A 19384-nucleotide genomic window follows, 5' to 3' on the forward strand; every position below is an offset into this window, starting at 1 on the left:
AGGCTTAAAATAGTTTCGGCGGGTTGAATTGGCGAGGCTCCCATGAAAGTCGCGATCATCGGTGGCGGACCTGCGGGTCTCTACGCTGCAATCCTGCTCAAGAAGCAGCGACCGAGCGCCGAGATCGCGGTATACGAGCGCAACCGCGCCGACGACACCTTCGGCTTCGGCGTGGTGTTCTCGGACGCCACGCTCGATAATTTCGAGAAGCACGACCTTCCGAGCTATCGCCGCATCACCCAGGAATTCGCCTACTGGGACGACATCGCAGTGCACTTCCGCGGAACGGTCCATCGGGTCGGCGGCAACGGCTTTTGTGGCTGCTCGCGGCAGAAGCTGCTCCTGATCCTCCAGGCGCGCGCGCGCGAACTGGGCGTCGTCCTGAATTTCGAAGCGGACGTCGAAGACGAATCCCGCTTCGCCGACGCCGATCTCATCCTGGTCGCGGACGGCATCAACAGCCGCTTCCGTGACAAATACGTCGATCATTTCGCGCCGGAAGTCGACCTGCGTGCCAACAAGTTCGCCTGGATGGGCTCGACCAGGCCGCTGGATGCCTTCACCTTCATCTTCCAGGAGACGGAGTGGGGGCCGTTCATCGCCCATGCCTATCAATATGAAGCCGGCCACTCGACCTGGATTTTCGAGACCGATCCGGAGACGTTCGAACGCGCCGGGCTGACAGGGCTGAACGAGACCCAGTCGGCTACGCGAATGGCGGAGATTTTCGGCTGGTTCCTCGACGGTCACCAACTGCTCACCAACCGCTCGACGTGGCGCAACTTTCCGATGATCCGCAGCAAGCGCTGGGTCAAGGACAACATGGTTCTGCTCGGCGACGCCAAGGCGAGCGCGCATTTCTCGATTGGCTCAGGCACCAAGCTCGCAATGGAAGACGCGATCGCGCTGGCCGAGGCGATGGACAAGGCGCCCAGCATCAAGGCGGCGCTGGACGTCTATGAGCACGGGCGGCGCGAGGAGGTCGAGAAGACGCAGCACGCCGCCGACGTTTCGCTGGTCTGGTTCGAGCATGTCGACCGCTTCTGGGATTTCGATCCGGTGCAGTTCGCCTTCGGCGTGATGACGCGCTCGAAGGCGATCACCTATGACAATCTGAAACTCCGCGCTCCCGACTTCGTGGCGGAGGTCGAAAGATCGTTTGCCAAGCGTGTTCGTGACAGCGGTTTCGACGTCGACACCGAGAAGCCGATGGTGCCGCTGTTCCAGCCATTCCGGCTGCGCGAGATGGAGATCGCCAATCGCGCCGTGGTGTCGCCGATGTGCATGTATTCGGCGAAGGAGGGCATGCCGACCGATTTCCACCTGGTGCATTACGGATCGCGCGCGATCGGTGGCGCCGGTCTGATCTTCACGGAGATGACCTGCGTTGCCCGCGACGCCCGCATCACGCCCGGCTGCACAGGACTGTGGAATGACGAGCAGGAGGCATCCTGGCGGCGCATTGTTGATTTCGTCCATGCCAATTCAGCCGCAAAAATCTGCCTGCAACTGGGGCACGCCGGGCGCAAGGGTGCGACCAGGCTGATGTGGGACGGCATGGATCGTCCGCTCGAGGAGGGTGGCTGGGAGGTGTTTTCGGCATCGCCGCTGCCCTATTTCCCCGACAGTCAGGTTCCGCGCGAGCTCGATCGGGCCGGCATGAACGTAGTGAGAGATGCTTTCGTCGCGGCGGCCGAGCGCGGCGAACGCTGCGGCTTCGACATGCTCGAATTGCACTGCGCCCACGGCTATCTGCTTGCGAGCTTCATCTCGCCGCTGACGAACACCCGCACGGATGAGTATGGCGGCTCGCTCGCCAATCGTTTGCGCTTTCCGCTCGAAATCTTCGAGGCGCTGCGGGCCGTGTGGCCGTCGCACAAGCCAATGTCGGTGCGCATTTCCGCGACCGACTGGGCCGAGGGTGGCATCGGCGGCGACGACGCGGTGGCGATCGCGCGCGCCTTTGCCGAGGCCGGCGTCGATCTCGTCGACGTCTCGACCGGGCAGACCGTGCGCGATGCGCAGCCGATCTATGGCCGCATGTTCCAGACCCCGTTCTCCGACCAGGTCCGCAATGAGGCGTGCGTGGCCACGATGTGCGTCGGCAATATCACGACGGCGGACCAGGCCAACACCATCCTGGCCGCGGGCCGGGCGGACCTCGTCGCGCTCGGGCGGCCGCATCTAGTCGATCCCTTCTTCACCATGCGGGCGGCGGCCTGGTACGGCGCGGGAGACGCGTTCTGCCCGCCGCAATATCTTCCCGGAAAAGATCAGATTTTCCGCAACAGCGTGCGCGACCGGCAGGATCTCGAGGAGCTGAGAATTAAGGCTAAGCCCAAGACCCGGGCCGAGCTCAAGGCGGAGGCGACAAAGCCGCTTGCGGCGGAGTGACCGCCCGTGCGAATTTGGCCGCGTTGCCTGGTGTGTACCGAGTGGAGTGAGGGCGATGAAGGCGATTATCGTCGGTGGCGGTATCGGTGGTCTCACCACCGCATTGATGCTGCCCTCGCGGGGCCTCGCTTGCGAGATCTTCGAGCAGTCCGACACCATCCGCGAGCTTGGCGTCGGCATCAACACGCTGCCGCATGCCATGCGCGAGCTGGCAGGCCTCGGTTTGCTCCAGCAGCTTGACGATGTCGCGATCCGCACCGACCAGCTCTATTACCTCAACCGTCACGGCCAGGAAGTCTGGCGCGAGGCCCGCGGCATCGACGCCGGCCACGATGTGCCGCAATTCTCGATCCACCGCGGTCGCCTTCAGGGCGTCATCCATCGGGCTGTCGAGGAGCGGCTCGGGCCGGAGGCCATCCACACCGGCTGCCGCCTCGGTGCCTTCACGCAGGACGAGAGCGGCGTCACCGCGTACTTCTTCGACCGCTCAGGCGCGCACATCCATACCGCGCGCGGCGACATCCTGATTGGTGCCGACGGCATCCATTCGCGGGTCCGCGACACGCTGTTCCCGAGCGAGGGGCCGCCGTGCTGGAACGGTCTGATGCTGTGGCGCGGTGCGCGGGATTGGCCGCTATTCCTTACCGGCAAGTCGATGATCGTCGCCGGTGGCCTCAACGCCAAGGTGGTGATCTATCCCATTGCGGAGGGATCGAGTCCGGCGAGCCGCCTCACCAACTGGGCGGTGCTGGTGAAGGTGGGCGAGGGCAATGCCCCGCCGCCACGCAAGGAAGACTGGTCGCGGCCGGGCCGTCGCGAGGAGCTGATGCCGCATGTGGCGCGCTTCTCGGTGCCTTACGTCGACGTGAAGAGCCTGATTTCGGCCACGCCCGAGTTCTACGAATATCCGACCTGCGACCGCGATCCGTTGCCCTATTGGTCGTCGGGCAGAGTCACGCTGCTCGGCGATGCCGCGCATCCGATGTATCCGGTTGGCTCCAACGGCGCTTCGCAGGCCATCCTCGACGCGCGCTGCCTCGCTGACGCGCTGGTGCGCGCCGAGCATCCGCGCCAGGCATTGCTTGAATACGAAAAGAAGCGCCTGCCGATGACCGCGGATATCGTCCGCTCCAATAGGCGTGGCGGTCCCGAAGGCGTCATCGACGCCGTCGAGCAGCTCGCGCCTGATGGTTTCGACAATGTCGACAACGTGCTGAGCTATTCCCAGCGCGAGGCGATCGTGCGCGGCTATGCCACCAAGGCCGGCTTCGCCGCAGTGCCGGGACTTGCGGCGGTGCGGGCTTAAGATGCCCTGCTAGCCGCCGGGAGGTGGCGGCAGGAAGTGGATGTTGAACTCGGCGGCCATCGCCACCACGTCCTCGGGCTTCTGTTCCTTCATGTTGTGGAGGCCCCAGAACAGGTCGAACAGCTTGCGGGTCGGTGACACCCAGAACAGCACCTTCGCGGTCTGCTCCGATTTGTTGAAGATGCCGTGCGGCACACCCATGCCGAGCCGGATCAGGTCGCCCGCGGTCGCCTGCGACTCGGAATTGCCGAGCATGAAATCGAGCTTGCCCTCCAGCATGTAGAGATATTCATCCTGGTCGGGATGGATGTGCGGCGGCACGAACGTGCCCGGTGGCAGCGTCGCATGCCAGGAGAAGCTGTGCTCCGTGTTGCTCTTCGGCACATAGGTCTGGCCAAGAATGTTCCAGGAGATGCCCTGGATTCCCTCATTGGCCCGTGTAATGCCGGTGATTTCGCTCTTCATTGTGATCCTCCCTCAACGCGACGTGCGGCTTAGTTCGCCGCCTTGCAGTCCTTGGCGTAGCGGTCGCCGTAATTCTCGAAGACTTTCTGGACGATCTCGGTCTGGAACTTGCCGTCCGCGCGCTTGGCGACCTTGGTCAGGTAGAAATCCTGGATCGGATAACCATTGGTGTTGAACTTGAAGGCGCCGCGCAGCGAGGTGAAGTCGGCCTTTTTCAGAGCGGCCGCGACCGCATCTTTGTTCGAGAGATCGCCCTTCACGGCCTTGACGGCGCTGTCGATCAGCATCGCGGCATCATACGCCTGGAAGGCGTAGGTGCCGGGCACGCCGTTATAGGCGGCCTCGTAGGCGGCAACGAACTTCTTGTTCTGGGGATTGTCGAGATTGGGCGCCCAGTTCGCGCCGCCGAACATGCCGACCGCAGCGTCCTGTTGCGCCGGCAAGGTCGATTCATCCACCGTGAAAGCCGAGAGCACCGGAATGCTGTCGGCGAGGCCAGCCTGTTTGTATTGCTTCACGAGATTGACCCCGAGGCCGCCGGGCATGAACGTGAAGAGAGCATCCGGTTTCTGCGATGAAATCTTGGAAAGCTCCGGCTGGAAGTCGAGCGTGTTGAGCGGCATGTAGGATTCCTCGACGATCTCACCCTTGTAGTCGAGCTTGAAGCCGGCGACCGAGTCCTTGCCGGCCTGATAATTCGGCACCATCAGATACATGCGCTTGTAGCCGCGATCCTGCGCGACCTTGCCGAGGATTTCGTGCACCTGATCGTTCTGGTACGAGGTCACGTAGAAGAACGGGTTGCAATCCTTGCCGGCAAAAGTGGATGGGCCGGCATTGGGGCTGATCAGGAAGGTTTTCGATTCCGTCACCGGCCGGTGGATCGCCTGAAGGATGTTGGAGAAGATCGGGCCGACCACGAAGTCGACCTTGTCGCGCTCCAGCAGACCCTTGACCTTGGTGACCGCAGCGTCCGGCTTCAATTCGTCGTCGACCACGACGACCTCGAGGTCGCGACCGCCCATCTTGCCGCCGAGATCCTTGACCCCGAGCGCAAAGCCGTCGCGAACCTGTTGGCCGAGTGCAGCGGCGGGTCCCGACAGGGTCACGATCACACCCAGCTTGATTTTTTCCTGGGCGAGGGAAGGGCTCACCGCGGTGCCAAGCAGCAAGGCGGCCGCGGCCAACGTCATTTGCGTCTTCATGATCTGTCCCCCGTGATAACAGGACTTGCGCTGCAAGCCGCTACTTCAATCCAAGTTTATGCCGATGATTGCTGCCGCGGCAAGCGAGCTCAAAGTGTCGTCATCCGGCGGGCAGCGGTGCATGCAAGTGGCGCGCCAATTATTTGAAGCCTAAAGAAATCGGCATGCGGTCGATTGTTGCGGCTTTACGCTTGCAGCCGGCGTCGATTTATTTGAAGCTCAAAACGTGGGGGATCCGTGCCGGGCGCCAATGCCGGCCGTGAGTGACTGCATCAACATGCTCGATTCCGAGACCAAGGCCGTCGAAACTCCGGAGGATCACGCCGAAGAGCTTCGGCTGTGGCTACGCCTCTTGACCTGCACGACCCTGATCGAGGGCGAGGTTCGTGGCCGGTTGCGGCAGCGCTTCGACGTCACATTGCCCCGTTTCGACCTGATGGCGCAGCTCGACAAGGCACCCGACGGCATGACGCTGTCCGACGTCTCTAAGCGCATGATGGTCTCGAACGGCAACGTCACCGGTCTGGTCGAGCGCCTCGTGGAATCCGGTCATCTCGACCGCCGCACGTCGGAGACCGACCGCCGCGTCCAGGTGATCCGGCTGACTAAACTCGGTCGCGCCGAGTTTCGCAGAATGGCCGCGGAACACGAAACTTGGATCGCCGATCTCTTCGCCGATCTGACGCCGAAGGATGTGCGCGAATTGATGCGGCTGCTCGCCAAGACCAAGGCATCGGCGCAGAAATCGGCCGCTCGCCGCCGGATTTAGGTCCGCGGCTGAGGCACCCACCAATCCCGTTTGCCGCCGGAAAAAGCACGGGATGCCCAAAATCCGCTATTGCGCGAAATTGCTTTAAGCTAAAATGTTTCCGAGTGCTGCCGGGTGCTTTCCATGCTGAAAGGAGCGTGCGATGGCCAACGCCGCCAAGGTTCAAATCTCGGGCTCGCATGGCGACAATGCCGCGACAGCCCATGTCGATGCGTTCGCGCGGCAGCATCTTCCGCCACGCGAGCTCTGGCCGGAATTCATCTTCACACGACCGGAACTGCAATATCCGCCCCGCCTGAACTGCGTCAGCTATTTCCTAGACCGCTGGGTCGAGCAGGGACATGGGGACGCTGCCTGCGTGATCAGCCCCGCCGTCAGCTACACCTATCGTGAGCTGCAAACGCTCGTGAACCGCATCGCCAATGTGCTGGTCGGCAAGCTTGGTCTCGTCACCGGCGGGCGCGTGCTGCTTCGCTCGGCCAACAATCCGATGATGGTCGCGACCTATCTGGCGGTGATCAAGGCCGGAGGCATCGTCGTGGCGACGATGCCGCTGTTGCGCGCCAAGGAGCTGTCCTATCCGATCCAGAAGGCGGAGATCACGCTCGCGCTCTGCGATGGCAAGCTCGCCGAGGAAATGGAGAAGGCGAAAGCCGCAGCCCCAGGCCTCAAGCGCGTGGTCTATTGGGGCAACGGCAGCGGCGACTCGCTCGAGGCGCTGATGGGGGATGCAAGCCCGGAGTTCAAAGCCGTCGATACTGCATCCGACGACGTCTGCCTGATCGCGTTCACGTCGGGCACGACCGGCGATCCCAAGGGCACCATGCATTTCCACCGTGACATGCTGGCGGTCTGCGATGGTTATGCGCGCAACATCCTGCGGGCGGAGCAGAAGGATCGTTTCGTCGGCTCGGCACCGCTCGCCTTCACGTTTGGCTTCGGCGGCGTGCTGTTTCCGATGCACATCGGCGCCTCCTTTGTCGTTCTGGAGAAGACGGCGCCCGACGACATCCTGAATGCGATCGAGCAGTATAAGACCACGGTCTGCTTCACCGCGCCGACCGCGTACCGGGCGATGATTGGCAAGCTTCCGGGCCGCGATATTTCCTCGCTTCGCAAATGCGTGTCCGCCGGCGAGACGCTGCCCAAGCCGACATTCGATGCCTGGCTAAAGGCGACCGGCATCAAGCTGATGGACGGCATCGGCTCGACCGAGCTGCTGCACATCTTCATCAGCGCGACCGAGGACGAGATCCGCCCCGGTGCGACGGGCAAGCCGGTGCCGGGGTATGAAGCGAAGATCGTCGACGATTCCGGCAATGATTTGCCGCCGGGCACGATGGGACGGCTCGCGGTCCGCGGGCCGACCGGATGCCGCTATCTCGCCGACGAGCGGCAACGCAAATACGTCCAGAACGGCTGGAACATCACGGGCGACACCTATCTGATGGATAGCGACGGCTATTTCTGGTATCAGTCGCGCTCGGACGACATGATCGTGTCGGCCGGCTACAACATCGCAGGCACGGACGTCGAGGCGGCGCTGCTCACGCATCCCTCGGTCGTCGAATGCGGGGTCGTCGGCGCGCCAGACGAGGCGCGCGGCATGATCGTGAAGGCCTATGTCGTTGCCGCGCCGGGCGTAACGCCGGATGCCGAGCTCGTGGCTGCGTTGCAGGAGCATGTCAAACGCGAGATCGCGCCCTACAAATATCCGCGCGCGATCGAGTTCGTGACGCAGCTACCGAAGACCGAGACCGGCAAACTAAAGCGCTTTGCCCTGCGGCAACTGGCGCAGACCGCGCTGCCGTCCTCCGGCGTCGCGGCGGAATGAGAAGGATAGAAAATTGTCAGTGACCACGCCGAAAGGCCCGCACCTCGCGGTGCTGCCGACAACAGCCGAGGATAAAACCCGCTCCAGGGCGCAGGTGCTCCAGCCGTCCGGTTGGCCGGTACCGAAAGGCTATGCCAACGGCATGGCCGCCGAGGGACGCATCGTCGTCACTGGCGGCGTCATCGGCTGGGATGACGAGGAGCGTCTCGCGGAGGGTTTTGTCGCGCAAGTGCGCCAAACCCTAGGCAACATCGCGGCGATCCTCGCGGAGGCCGGCGCGCAGCCAGAGCATCTGGTGCGCCTGACCTGGTACGTCGTCGACATGGACGAGTACCTGACGAACCTGAAAGAGCTCGGCAAGGCCTACCGCGCCATCTTCGGCGCGCACTACCCGGCGATGGCGCTGGTTCAGGTCGTCCGGCTCGTCGAGAAGGCGGCGCGCGTCGAAATCGAAGCCACCGCCGTCATTCCGCGCTGAACCGACGGCTTGTCCAGCTCGCCTTTTTTAGGTTCGCCTTGGCGAGATCACCTAGTCCTCAGGCTCCGCATCCGGCGCAAGATCGGCGGAGCGGAACGGCTTGGCCTTGTCGAGTTTCCGGTAGGCGCGCGAGGCGGTCCGCAACAGTTTCTTTTCGCGCTTGCGGTTGCGGAAGCGAATGCCCGCCTCGGGGACGGCCTCGTTCAATGACGCCGCCAAGGTTTGCCCTCGCGCATCGTCATTCAATCGCCCGAGGGACTTTTGCGCCTTGCGCAATTGCTTGAGGATCGACTGTTGCTTTGTCAGCGACTCGTCTGCGAACAGGTCCTCGAGCGACTCGATCGAATAGGTCAGCCGCTTGTTGAGAAGCCGCAGCTTGTGCCGTTTCTCGACGTCGAGCTCGCGCAATTTTCGCGCTTGCTTGAGCAGCGTCTTTTCCCATTCCGTGAGTTTCGCTGTTGCGTGGTCGGCGAGCGTGCAGCGGCGTAGCCTGATAGCTTCCTTGCTGCGCCGGGTCGACCAGGGGCCGCTCTCGATCCAGGCTGACGTCTGCGCGACGAGATGGCGATACCGCGCGGATTGCAGCGCGCGCGCCAACTGGCGATGGCTCTCGGCGCGCTTCTCGTCCCAGTGCTGGAGCTCGGCAATCACGGTCAACTCGCCGCCACTTTCGGCGATGACCCGCTCGATCGCCACGTCGAGGTCCCGCACCATGCCGAGCTGGCTGTTCAGCCATTTCAGTTCGGTCCAGACCTCCGGCCGAAGGGCGTCGTCGACCATCGGCGAGAAGAAGCGGATGGCGGTGCGCAGATGCGTCAGTGCAATCCGGATCTGGTGCAGTGCCTCGGGATCGCCGCGGCAGGTGCCGTCATGCTGGGCGCGAACGGCGGCGAGGTGACGGCGGGCGATGATCCGGAACGCCGTGTCGCAGACCATGCCGGGGCTGAGGCGGCCGGGCAGGGCATTGCGCCTCGCCGCAGGCTTGACGCGCGCGGCCGTCGAATTCGTGTTGGGTCGCGCCATTTGCAGATTGCCTTACTTGCTCTCGGCGATCGCGTCCCGGCAGTTCTGGAGCGTCTGGTCTTGCGTCCCGGATGCATCGATGGTCGCCCAACCGACATGGCCGATATTGTAGTGCTCTTGCAGTGCGGCAACCTCTTGCGTGGCGTCGGATGCGTCGCCCCGGCGGCCGCCGATCCGCGCCTGCCGGGTCGCGAGGTCCGCAACCAGAAATAGGCCGTTCAGCGGCAAGTTGCGCTCGCGCGCCAGTGCGGCGACCGCGTCTCGTTCGTCCTCCCGGGCGAACACGCCGTCGATGATCGCTGAATGGCCTTGCGCCAGCACCCGCCCGGCGCGCCGAGCCAACATGTCGTAAACGCGGCCTGTAACCTCCGGCGTGTATGCGGATGCCGGCAGCCGGTCCGTGTGCTCGACCCCGAACATCTGCTTGCGGATGAGGTCGCTGCGCAGCACGACGGCCCCCGGCTGCGGCGTAACGTCCGGCGCGAGCGCGCGTGCCAAAATCGTCTTTCCGGTGCCTGACAATCCGCCGATTGCAATCAGCCGGGGAGCGGGCGGCTGGATCAGCGCGCGGGCGAGGCCAAAATAGCGTCGTGCCTGGTCGAGAATACTGGGATCATCGGAATGCGGCGGCTTCAGCCGTGCCAGCGCGACCTGGGCGCGGATCGCCGCCCGGATGGACATGAACAGCGGCAGTGCGGAGAGCGCGTCGAGATTTTCGACCGGAGTCGCGGCGAGATAGCAGTTCAGCACGATATTGGCCGCGCGTGGCTGATCGTGGTGCAACAGGTCCATCAATCCGAATGCGAGATCGTAGAGCACGTCGGTGGTTGCGATCCGGGCGTCGAACTCGATGGCATCGAACAGCACCGGCCGCTCGTCGATCGACACGATGTTCGCAAGATGCAGGTCGCCATGGCAGCGGCGCACGAAGCCTTGACGGCCGCGCTCTTCGAGCAAAGGCCGGAGGCGGAGGAATATTGCTTGCGAGTCTCTGCCGAGTTCTGCGATCTCTTCGGCTTCGAAATGATTGCCGGTCCGCAGGCCATTGCTGTTGCCATCGATCAGGCCGGGGATGGAGGAAACCCATGCGTAGCCGTCGGCGCGAACAGCCTGCGCATGCGAAGCCGCGATCGCGTTGGCGACAGCCGAGGCAAAAGTGTCATCCAGCGCTCCGGCCTTGGCCAGATGATCCAGCGTCCGGTTTTCGTCGAAGCGCAACATGTCGACCGCATACTCGATCGGCCGGCCGCTTCCGTCGACCTTCACCGATCCATCGGGCTCTTCCGTGATCGCCACGACGCGGTGATAGATCTGCGGCGCCAGCGGCCGGTTGATCCTGATCTCCTCCTCACACGCCGCCTTGCGCTTCTCGAGCGTTGAGTAATCGAGGAATGGAAACTGCACGGCGCGCTTGATTTTCAGGGCGCGTCTGCCTTCGAGAAAGACCGAAGCTGCGTGCGTATCGATCCGCCTCACGTTCGGATGACCCGCGGAATTGGTGAGCGCCGCAAAGATCCGGTCCAGGGTCGCAGAATCGTTTGTCATTCCAGCTGGTACATCCAGATGCGTCGGAAGGCGGCCCGCCGGCAATCAGGGTAATCCATAGAAGCAGATCGCGACCAGTCCTTGACTTCGGTCAACGCCTGTCTCCTTCCGACCGGTCGGAGTTCCCGGGCTTGACGAGGATCAAGCGTCCCGACCAAAGCCGGCCTATTCTGGTGGTCAAGGAGAATCCTGATGCCCATCAAGGACGTCTTTCTGCCGCTCGTTGGCCAGCCACGCGGCCCGGCCCTTGCTGCGATCGAGAAATGCGTGGCCGTTGCCGCCGACCTCGGCGCCAGGATCACCGCGCTGGCACTCGAGGAGGATGTCTTCGTGCGGCCGAAGGTGACGCTCCCCGATGCGGCCGAGGCAAACGGGTCGGTTGGCGCGGGCGACAGTCAGCACCTCCTGGATGCGTTCACCCGTGCAACCTCCCGCACCGGCATTCGCGCTCAAAGCCGGTCGGCCAAGGTGCCGGCAGACCAGATCGCGTCAGTCCTGGCCGAGCACGGACGCTTCAGCGATCTCACGCTGCTCCCCGTGACGCCACACGACAGCCGAACCGAGCACATCATCGAGACGCTCCTGTTCGAATCCAGGCGGCCAGTGCTGCTTTGCCCGGAGCAGCATGTGGACGAACTGCGACCGGAATTCGAGAACGTCATGATCGCCTGGGATCACTCGGCGCGTGCGGCGCGGGCGGTCGGCGATGCGCTGCCTATCCTTCAGGCAGCAGCCCTGGTCCGCGTGGTGACCGTGGCGGACGACAAGTCCGACGCGATCGTGCAATCCGGCACGGCTCTCGTCGACCATTTGAGGGAACACGGGGTCTACGCCTCGTTCGAAACCGCGAAGGGCAACGGCAGCTCGATTGGCAAGGTGCTCGGAAGCTGGGCGAATTCCCATGCCATCGATGCGATCGTGATGGGCGCCTACCATCATTCGCGCCTGAACGAGATCGTTTGGGGCGGTGTGACAAAGACCGTCATTGGCGAACCACCGTGCTGGGTTATGCTCTCGTACTAGGCGGGTCGCCAGTTTATCGGCCTGATCGTCAACCATCGGAACCGCCACCGACCGGGCGCATTTGCTTTCATGTCAATCTATCGTCTGAAGAACCTGCTGTCGCCGCGTTCGGTTGCGCTCGTCGGTGCGAGCGCCCGCCCGGTCTCCGTTGGACGCGCCGTTCTGGAGAACATCCGTAAGGCCGGATTCACGGGACAGTTCGGCCTCGTCAATCCGCGCCATGCCGAGATCGGCGGCGTCGCGGCCGTGGACAGCCTCGATCAATTGCCGTTCTTGCCCGAGCTTGTGATCATCACCGCGCCGGCGCGCGCGGTTCCCGGCATTGTCGATCAAGCCGGGCGGCGCGGCTCGGCGGGTGCCCTGATTGTCTCGGCCGGGCTCGGCCACGGACCGGGGTCCCTGCACGAGGCCGCCATCATTGCGGCCCGCAAATACGGCATGCGGCTGATCGGGCCGAACTGCTTGGGCATCATGATGCCCGGCGTGAGCCTCAACGCGAGTTTTGCCGCGCACATGCCGGGGCCCGGGAATCTCGCGCTGATCTCGCAATCGGGGGCGATCGCGGCCGGCATGGTCGATTGGGCCGCGCAGCGCGGCGTCGGCTTCTCCGGCATCGTCTCGATCGGCGATCAAATCGACGTCGATCTTGCCGATCTGCTCGACTATTTCGCGATGGATCACAAGACCCGCGCGATCCTGCTCTATATCGAGGCCATCAAGGACGCGCGCAAGTTCATGTCGGCCGCGCGGGCCGCGGCGCGTGTGAAGCCCGTTGTCGTGGTGAAGTCCGGGCGAATGGCGCAGGGCGCGAGGGCGGCTGCCACGCATACCGGTGCGCTTGCGGGCGCCGACGCCGTCTACGACGCGGCGTTCCGCCGCGCGGGCGTCCTGCGGGTCTCCGATCTGCGCGAGCTGTTCGATTGCGCCGAGACGCTCGGCCGCGTCGAGTCGCCGGCGGGAAAGCGCCTCGCCATCCTGACCAATGGCGGCGGCATCGGTGTCCTCGCCATCGATCGATTGGTCGAGCTCGGCGGCATTCCGGCGACCATCTCGTCGGACGCCCGCAAGAAACTCGATGACGCGCTGCCGCCGACCTGGTCCGGCGCAAATCCCGTCGACATCGTGGGCGACGCCGATGCGTCGCGCTATGCGGCGGCGCTCGACGTGTTGCTTGCCGATCCCGACAACGATGCGGTCCTCGTCCTCAACGTGCAGACCGCGATCGCCTCGGCTGCCGATATCGCAACGATGGTGACCGAACGCGTCAAGGCATATCGCGAGAAGCACCGCAATTGGGCCAAGCCCGTGCTCGCCTCGTGGATCGGAGCAGACCAGAACATCATCGAAACACTGTCCGGCGCCGGCATCCCGAACTATCCGACCGAGGATGATGCCGTGCGCGGCTTCATGTACCTCGTGAGGCACCGCGAAGTCGTGGAGGAACTGAGCCAGGTTCCACCCGCAATGCCCGACACGTTCGTGCCGGACGCACGTGCCGCAAGACAGATCGTAGCTGCTGCCATCGCAGACGGCCGCCAATGGCTCGAACCCGTCGAGATCAAGCACCTGCTCGAAGCGTACGATATCGCGATGGTGCCCACATACGCCGCGGGCGATGTCGAGCAGGCGGTGGCCTACGCGAAAGATATCTTCGCCCAAGGCGCCACCGTCGTGCTGAAAATCATGTCGCGCGACATCGTCCACAAATCCGATGTCGGCGGCGTCGTGCTCAATCTGACGACGGTCGAGGCGGTGCGCGCCGCCGCTACTGATATTCTCGGTCGGGCGAGCAAGCTGCGCCCGCAAGCCCGCATCGAGGGCGTCATCGTGCAGGCGATGGTGGTGAAGGCGAAGGCGCGCGAGTTGATTCTGGGCCTCGCCGACGATCCGACCTTCGGCACGGTCGTTGTGTTCGGCCGCGGCGGGACCGCGGTCGAGATCATCAACGACAAGGCGCTTGCGCTTCCGCCGCTCGATCTGCAACTGGCCCGCGACCTGATCGACCGCACGCGCGTGTCCCGGCTGCTTCGCGCTTACCGGGACGTGCCGGCGGTGAAGCCCGACGCCGTCGCCATGGTCCTGGTCAAGCTGGCGCAGATGGCCGCCGACATTCCCGAGATCCGCGAATTCGACATCAATCCGCTGCTGGCGGATGAAACCGGCGTGACCGCGGTCGACGCTCGCGTCGTAGTCGGGCTACCGCAACGGAAGTTTGCCGGCTCCGGCGCCGCCAACTTTGCCGTTCGGGCCTATCCGTCGCAATGGGAGCGCCGCCTCAAGCTCAAGGAGGGCTGGCGGATCTTCGCGCGGCCCCTGCGTCCGGAGGACGAGCCGACCATCCACGCATTCCTGCGTCATGTCACGGCGCACGACCTTCGTCTGCGTTTCTTCGCGCCGATGAAGGAGTTCACCCACGAGTTCATCGCGCGCCTGACCCAGCTCGACTATGCGCGGGCGATGGCCTTTATCGCATTCGACGAGGCGACCGGTGAGATGGTCGGCGTTGTCCGACTCCATTCGGACTCGATCTACGAGAGCGGTGAATATGCGATCCTGCTGCGGTCCGACCTCAAGGGCAAGGGTCTGGGATGGGCCTTGATGCAGCTGATCATCGACTACGCGAGATCGGAGGGCCTCAAAGCGATCTCGGGTGATGTTCTCAGGGAGAACACCACCATGCTGGAGATGTGTCGCCAGCTCGGCTTCGATGTGACGCCGGATCCGACCGAGCCGGATATCTGCGATGTCAGGCTGAAGCTCTGAGCGCGCCGCTACAGCTGGCCTTGAGACAGGTCAAGCCGGCCGCCCCATGCTGGCCTAGAACTGCCGGCTGAATGGGGACCGGTTGTCCCGATGAGGTGGAAGCGTGAACTCCGAACCGCTGTTGCTGGCGAGGCCCTCCGACGAAGAGCTGAAATTGTGCCCGGAAGGGCCGTGGATTGCCGCGAACGTGTCGATGCTTGAGACGTTGTCCCGGTCGGTCGGGGCAGACGTCGATCGATCCAGAGCCGTGACGCTCGACATGTCGGGCGTCAGTGCGCTCGACACGCTCGGCGCCTGGGTCCTGGAAAAGCTATCGCGCAGGGCCTCATCATCCGGTCGACCGGCCGAATTTGTCGGTGTCGCCGACCATTTCAGTGGCCTGATGGAGGAGGTGCGTCAGGTCAACCGCCACACGCCGCTGCCGGCGCCCGCACCCAACCCGATTCTGCTCAGACTGAACGATCTCGGCAAGTCCACGGTCGGCGCGCGCGAAGACGTCACGATCTTTCTCCAAATGCTGGGCGCGTTGTTCGTGGCCGTGATCGGCGTGCTGCGCCGGCCGCGCTCGCTGCGGCTGACATCGCTGATCTATCAGCTCTACCGCATCGGCTGGCAGGCCATCCCCATCGTCGTGCTGATCACCTTCCTGATCGGCGCCATCATCGCCCAGCAGGGATTCTTCCATTTCCGCAGGTTCGGCGCGGAGTCCTACACGGTCGACATGGTCGGCATCCTGGTGCTGCGCGAGCTCGGGGTGCTGATCGTCGCCATCATGGTCGCCGGCCGTTCGGGAAGCGCCTACACTGCCGAGCTCGGCTCGATGAAGATGCGTGAGGAGATCGATGCGCTCTCGACCATGGGCCTCGATCCCGTCCACGTCCTGATTCTGCCGCGGGTTGCGGCCCTGGTGATTGCGCTGCCGATCCTTGCCTTCATCGGATCGATTGCCGCACTCTATGGTGGCGGCCTGGTCGCGCAGTTCTACGGCGGTATGGCGCCGGCGATCTACATCGCGCGGCTGCACGAGGCGATCTCGGTCACCCATTTCGAGGTGGGCATCCTGAAGGCGCCGTTCATGGCGCTGGTGATCGGAGTAGTCGCCTGCAGCGAGGGCTTGCGCGTGAAGGGTAGCGCCGAATCGCTGGGACGACAGACCACGACGTCGGTGGTCAAGTCGATTTTCCTGGTGATCGTGCTCGACGGCCTGTTCGCGATCTTCTTCGCCTCGATCGGAATGTGATCATGGGCGAATCGCAAGAGCAGTTCGCGATCCGCGTCCGCGACCTCGTGGTCGGCTTCGGCCGGCAGACCGTGCTCGATCATCTGACGCTCGACGTACGCCGGGGTGAGATCCTCGGGCTCGTGGGGGCGTCGGGTGGCGGCAAGTCGGTGCTGATGCGAACCATCATCGGCCTCATCCCGCGCCAAGGCGGGACCATCGAGGTTACGGGACGGCCAATCGGCGGCCGAGCCGAAGGCGCCGCCACGACATGGGGCATCCTGTTCCAGCAGGGCGCACTTTTCTCCTCGCTGACGGTCCGGCAGAACATCCAGCTTCCGCTCCGTGAAAATCTCGTCCTGTCGCAGGAGCTGATGGACGAGATCGCGATCGCCAAGCTCGAAATGGTCGGGCTGCGGCCGCAGGATGCCGATAGATATCCGGCGGAGCTATCCGGAGGCATGACCAAGCGCGTGGCGCTGGCGCGCGCGCTCGCGCTCGATCCGCCGATTCTGTTCCTGGACGAGCCGACCTCAGGCCTCGATCCGATCGCGGCGGGCGATTTCGATGCGCTGATCGGGACGCTGCAAAAGACCCTCGGCCTCACCGTGTTCATGGTCACCCATGATCTGGCGAGCCTGACAACGGTCTGCGATCGGGTCGCCGCTCTCGCCGACGGCAAGATCGTGGCGATCGGTCCGATGCGCGAACTGCTGCAATCCGAGCATCCCTGGGTGCGCGCCTATTTCCACGGCAAGCGCTCGCAGATGCTGCAACACGAGATGAGATGAGACATGGAATCCCGCGCTCCCTACGTGCTGATCGGCAGTTTCGTCCTGGCGGCGATCCTCGCGGTGTTCGGCTTCGTCTATTGGCTGAACAACACCGGCGGGATCGGGCCGCGCACGAGCTATCACGTGCAATTCCAGGGCCCGGTGCCCCGTCTTCTGGTCGGCGCCGGCGTGCTGTTCAACGGCATCCGCGTCGGCGAGGTCACCCAGCTCGGGCTTGCGCCGGACAATCCACGCTTTGTCAATGCGACGATCTCGGTTGCTTCAACCACGCCGGTGCGTGCCGACAGCAGGGTCGGGCTCGATTTCCAGGGGCTGACCGGCGTGCCGGTGGTGACGCTGGAGGGAGGCGTCATCGTCACTAAATCCGGCGAGCCCCAGACCTTGATTGCCGAGGCCGGTGCGGGCCAGAGCATGACGCAGGCCGCGCGCGATGCACTGCGGCGGGTCGACACCGTGCTGGAGGACAATTCGGGCCCGCTGAAGGACACCATCGCCAATCTCAAGACCTTCTCCGACGGGCTTGCGCGCAACACCGGCAAGATCGACGGCATTTTGGCGGGCCTGGAGAAGATGACCGGCGGCGGAACGCCGGCGCAGAAAGTCACCTATGATCTGCGCACGCCGCAGAACCTCGGTCCGGGCGGCAAGACGCTCTCGGCGTCACTGGCCATCCCCGAGCCGACAGCGGTCGCCATGCTCCAGACCCAGCGCATGCTGTTCGCGCCGGGCGGCGATAATCCGGGCTTTGCGGACTTCCTCTGGGCCGACAGCATTCCCAAGCTGATACAGGCGCGTCTGATCGACAGTTTCGAGAACTACGACATCGCCCACGCGCCGTTGCGCACGGCCGATCTCGGGCAGGCGGACTATCAGCTGCTGATCGACATCAGGCGCTTCCGCATTGCCACCGAGGGGGAGACGCGGGTCGAGATCGGGCTGTCGGCGCGGATCGTCGACAAGAACGGCAAGGTGATCGCCTCGCGTCTCGTCGAGACCAGCGAAAAACTCGACAAGATTGTGCCGGCCATGGCGGTCGCAGCGTTCGATAGGGCCTTCACGCGCATCGCGAAGGAGCTGATCGGCTGGACGGTGCAGGCGGTGTGACGCCGGCTATTCCAGGGTCTTGAGGTAGGACAGGAGATCGTGGATCTGGTCCGGACTGAGCTCGAAGGCCGGCATGTCGGCGTGGCCGGTGTTGATGCCCTCAGCCAGCGCCTCCCCAAGGCTCTCGATGGGATAGCGCTTGTGCAGGGCCCGCAGCGGCGGTGCGATCTTGAGCGGACTGTTCGACGCACGGTCGATCGCGTGGCAGCGCGCGCAATGGGCTCGCGCAAGGCCTTGCCGCCTTGTTCGGCGGTCGGGGCAGCCAGGACAGGCGTCATCAGAAGCAACCCGATCAACCCGTGACGCAGCATTCCTTGCAGCATGTAAAGTGACCCCGTTTAAGTCTGGGAGAAGAATAGGGCGGGGATTCCCTCCAAAATTGATCTGGGTCAACCGGCTTTGGCGCACTGCAGTAAAATGCAGCTGCGCGGCGGGATGGCCTGATGGGCAGCCGGCGCTTGGAGTGGTCGATGAAGCCCGTAGTCACGATTGAGCCGAACTGGCAGCTCTGCGGCGATTGCGCCGTCCGCGCATCAGCGGTCTGTTCGTCTTTGGATGCGGCCGAGCTTCGGGAATTCGAGCATCTCGGCCGGCGCGTCCATTTTTCCTCAGGCGAGACTGTGTTCTCCGAGGAGGACATCACGACCTCGTTCTACAACCTCCTCGAGGGCGTCATGCGGCTGTACAAGCTGCTGCCCGACGGCCGCCGGCAGATCGTGGGCTTTGCCTTGCCCGGCGATTTCCTGGGGATGAATATTTCTGGCAGGCACAATTTTTCGGCCGATGCGATCGGCGCGGTGACCGTATGCCAGTTCGCGAAGTCACCCTTCGGCCGTTTCATCGAGGACCGGCCGCATCTCCTCAGGCGGATCAACGAGCTGGCGATTCGCGAGCTGAGCCAGGCCCGGGACCACATGGTCCTGCTCGGCCGCCGTTCGGCCGACGAAAAGGTTGCGGCCTTTCTGCTCGGCTGGCGCGAGCGGCTGGTCTCCCTGAAGCGGGCGTTGGACACGGTTCCGCTTCCAATGAGCCGCCAGGACATCGCCGACTACCTCGGCCTGACCATCGAGACCGTCAGCCGCACCTTCACCAAGCTGGAGCGCCACGGCGTGATCGAGATCATTCATGGCGGGATCAGCCTGCTCGATCCGGCGAAGGTCGAGGCCTTGGCCGCAGCCTGATTCCAACGCAGCGCGGCTCGATTTTGATCGGGATCAATGCATTCGGCCGGGTGCCCCGAATAATGCTCAAAACCACAGGGGAGAGCATCATGCCGGCTGACGCGTTGCTTATGAGCACCATTGTCGTGGCAATCTTTGTCACCTTCGCCGGGGCTCTGGTCTGGGCAGACCGGCAAACCAGTGCAGGCCGGCCCGAGTCGGACGTCAAGCGTCGAAGCTTCTGAGATCACCGTCCCATCCTGCGGCGCCCGCGGGGCGGGCTATGCCGTGCGAGTTCGGGA

The 19384-nt window shown here is 64.0% G+C and carries 16 protein-coding genes and 1 pseudogene; 12 read left to right on the plus strand and 5 right to left on the minus strand.

What is annotated here, in order from left to right:
- Window positions 1–42 precede the first annotated feature (42 nt).
- Both IVA93_RS11915 and IVA93_RS11920 read left to right on the plus strand, forming a co-directional pair.
- Window positions 43–2394 (plus strand): bifunctional salicylyl-CoA 5-hydroxylase/oxidoreductase, encoded by a 2352-nt coding sequence (locus tag IVA93_RS11915; RefSeq protein ID WP_247541599.1) that lies wholly within the window; start codon window positions 43–45, stop codon window positions 2392–2394.
- Between the two features lie 55 nt (window positions 2395–2449).
- Window positions 2450–3700 (plus strand): flavin-dependent oxidoreductase, encoded by a 1251-nt coding sequence (locus tag IVA93_RS11920; RefSeq protein ID WP_247541600.1) that lies wholly within the window; start codon window positions 2450–2452, stop codon window positions 3698–3700.
- A 9-nt stretch (window positions 3701–3709) separates the two neighbouring features.
- Here IVA93_RS11920 and IVA93_RS11925 read toward each other — a convergent pair whose 3' ends face one another.
- Together IVA93_RS11925 and IVA93_RS11930 are read right to left on the minus strand one after the other, a co-directional pair.
- Window positions 3710–4165: a cupin domain-containing protein gene (locus IVA93_RS11925; protein WP_007601580.1), complete on the minus strand. Its 456-nt coding sequence runs from the start codon at window positions 4163–4165 to the stop codon at window positions 3710–3712.
- A gap of 29 nt (window positions 4166–4194) precedes the next feature.
- Window positions 4195–5370, minus strand: coding sequence for an ABC transporter substrate-binding protein (locus IVA93_RS11930; protein ID WP_247541601.1), 1176 nt, complete (start codon window positions 5368–5370; stop codon window positions 4195–4197).
- Window positions 5371–5620: 250 nt separating this feature from the next.
- On the opposite strand from IVA93_RS11930, the gene IVA93_RS11935 reads away from it, so the two are divergent.
- The 3 genes from IVA93_RS11935 to IVA93_RS11945 all read left to right on the plus strand — a co-directional run bounded on the left by IVA93_RS11935 (window position 5621) and on the right by IVA93_RS11945 (window position 8451).
- A complete protein-coding gene (locus IVA93_RS11935) occupies window positions 5621–6139 on the plus strand; it encodes a MarR family winged helix-turn-helix transcriptional regulator (protein ID WP_247452889.1) in 519 nt (172 codons plus the stop codon).
- Between the two features lie 142 nt (window positions 6140–6281).
- Entirely contained in the window at window positions 6282–7973 is a 1692-nt protein-coding gene (locus IVA93_RS11940) for a benzoate-CoA ligase family protein (protein ID WP_247541602.1), read from the plus strand.
- A 19-nt stretch (window positions 7974–7992) separates the two neighbouring features.
- A complete protein-coding gene (locus IVA93_RS11945) occupies window positions 7993–8451 on the plus strand; it encodes a RidA family protein (protein WP_371827135.1) in 459 nt (152 codons plus the stop codon).
- A 51-nt stretch (window positions 8452–8502) separates the two neighbouring features.
- On the opposite strand, the gene IVA93_RS11950 is transcribed toward IVA93_RS11945, so the two are convergent.
- Both IVA93_RS11950 and IVA93_RS11955 read right to left on the minus strand, forming a co-directional pair.
- The gene (locus tag IVA93_RS11950; protein WP_247541603.1) at window positions 8503–9474 is read right to left on the minus strand and encodes a CHAD domain-containing protein; all 972 of its coding nucleotides are present in this window, start codon (window positions 9472–9474) and stop codon (window positions 8503–8505) included.
- A 12-nt stretch (window positions 9475–9486) separates the two neighbouring features.
- A complete protein-coding gene (locus IVA93_RS11955; protein ID WP_247541604.1) occupies window positions 9487–11019 on the minus strand; it encodes a bifunctional aminoglycoside phosphotransferase/ATP-binding protein in 1533 nt (510 codons plus the stop codon).
- A 192-nt stretch (window positions 11020–11211) separates the two neighbouring features.
- Between IVA93_RS11955 and IVA93_RS11960 the strand changes: the two genes are divergently transcribed.
- From IVA93_RS11960 to IVA93_RS11980, 5 genes are all read left to right on the plus strand, one after another.
- Window positions 11212–12042 (plus strand): universal stress protein, encoded by an 831-nt coding sequence (locus tag IVA93_RS11960; RefSeq protein WP_247541605.1) that lies wholly within the window; start codon window positions 11212–11214, stop codon window positions 12040–12042.
- A 69-nt stretch (window positions 12043–12111) separates the two neighbouring features.
- Entirely contained in the window at window positions 12112–14805 is a 2694-nt protein-coding gene (locus IVA93_RS11965) for a bifunctional acetate--CoA ligase family protein/GNAT family N-acetyltransferase (protein ID WP_247541606.1), read from the plus strand.
- Between the two features lie 103 nt (window positions 14806–14908).
- Window positions 14909–16045 carry an ABC transporter permease gene (locus tag IVA93_RS11970; protein WP_247541607.1) on the plus strand — a complete coding sequence of 379 codons (1137 nt, stop codon included), beginning with the start codon at window positions 14909–14911 and terminating at the stop codon, window positions 16043–16045.
- A 2-nt stretch (window positions 16046–16047) separates the two neighbouring features.
- Window positions 16048–16815 carry an ABC transporter ATP-binding protein gene (locus IVA93_RS11975; protein ID WP_247541608.1) on the plus strand — a complete coding sequence of 256 codons (768 nt, stop codon included), beginning with the start codon at window positions 16048–16050 and terminating at the stop codon, window positions 16813–16815.
- A gap of 3 nt (window positions 16816–16818) precedes the next feature.
- Complete coding sequence (locus IVA93_RS11980; RefSeq protein ID WP_247541610.1) at window positions 16819–17922, plus strand: ABC-type transport auxiliary lipoprotein family protein; 1104 nt, start codon at window positions 16819–16821, stop codon at window positions 17920–17922.
- A 6-nt stretch (window positions 17923–17928) separates the two neighbouring features.
- Here the strand turns inward: IVA93_RS11980 and IVA93_RS11985 are convergent.
- A pseudogene (locus IVA93_RS11985) lies at window positions 17929–18245 on the minus strand (c-type cytochrome).
- Window positions 18246–18392: 147 nt separating this feature from the next.
- On the opposite strand from IVA93_RS11985, the gene IVA93_RS11990 reads away from it, so the two are divergent.
- Both IVA93_RS11990 and IVA93_RS40760 read left to right on the plus strand, forming a co-directional pair.
- A complete protein-coding gene (locus IVA93_RS11990) occupies window positions 18393–19103 on the plus strand; it encodes a helix-turn-helix domain-containing protein (RefSeq protein ID WP_247541612.1) in 711 nt (236 codons plus the stop codon).
- Between the two features lie 89 nt (window positions 19104–19192).
- Window positions 19193–19327 carry a hypothetical protein gene (locus tag IVA93_RS40760; RefSeq protein ID WP_256464733.1) on the plus strand — a complete coding sequence of 45 codons (135 nt, stop codon included), beginning with the start codon at window positions 19193–19195 and terminating at the stop codon, window positions 19325–19327.
- Window positions 19328–19384: the final 57 nt, after the last annotated feature.

Origin of the sequence: Bradyrhizobium sp. 155 (assembly GCF_023101105.1) — a bacterium.
Taxonomy (GTDB): Bacteria; Pseudomonadota; Alphaproteobacteria; order Rhizobiales; family Xanthobacteraceae; genus Bradyrhizobium; species Bradyrhizobium canariense_D.